The organism is Pseudomonas sp. MIL9 (assembly GCF_016887925.1).
Classification (GTDB): Bacteria; Pseudomonadota; Gammaproteobacteria; order Pseudomonadales; family Pseudomonadaceae; genus Aquipseudomonas; species Aquipseudomonas mohnii.
The window spans coordinates 1-434 of sequence record NZ_JAFEHE010000061.1 but is presented as its reverse complement, the minus strand read 5'-3'; the positions used below and the strand labels follow the sequence as shown (position 1 = coordinate 434).

The following is a 434-nucleotide window of genomic DNA, read 5'->3' as shown; positions in this document are numbered from 1 at the left end:
CACTTCACAAACTCCCCGACGCCGGTGCCAACCGGCACCTGCGGACTGAAATCGACCCACTCTGCCAGGGCCGACACATCGGCCCAGGTCTTGACCACATCGCCAGCCTGCAGCGGTAGATAGTTGCGTTGGGCTTGCATACCCAGCGCCGCCTCCAGGCAGTCGACGAATTCCAGCAGCGCCACTGGCTGGCCGCGACCGATATTGAACAAGCGGTTGGCGCCCGTGCCGGGTTCATCCGCCAGCGGCGGGCGCGTGCGCAAACGGGCGATGCTTTCGACGATGTCGTCGATGTACGTGAAATCCCGTGCCATCCGGCCCTGGTTATAGATGTCGATCGGCCGGCCTTTGAGCATGGCCTCGGTAAACTTGAACAGCGCCATGTCCGGCCGCCCCCACGGTCCGTAAACCGTAAAGAAACGCAGCCCGCTGGC

Annotated in this window: 1 protein-coding gene; it reads right to left on the bottom strand. The window is 63.6% G+C overall.

The window, feature by feature from the left end:
* Positions 1–434, bottom strand: a 434-nt coding sequence (locus JQF37_RS31880; protein WP_204149931.1) for an NAD-dependent epimerase/dehydratase family protein, incomplete at both ends; no start/stop codon positions are given.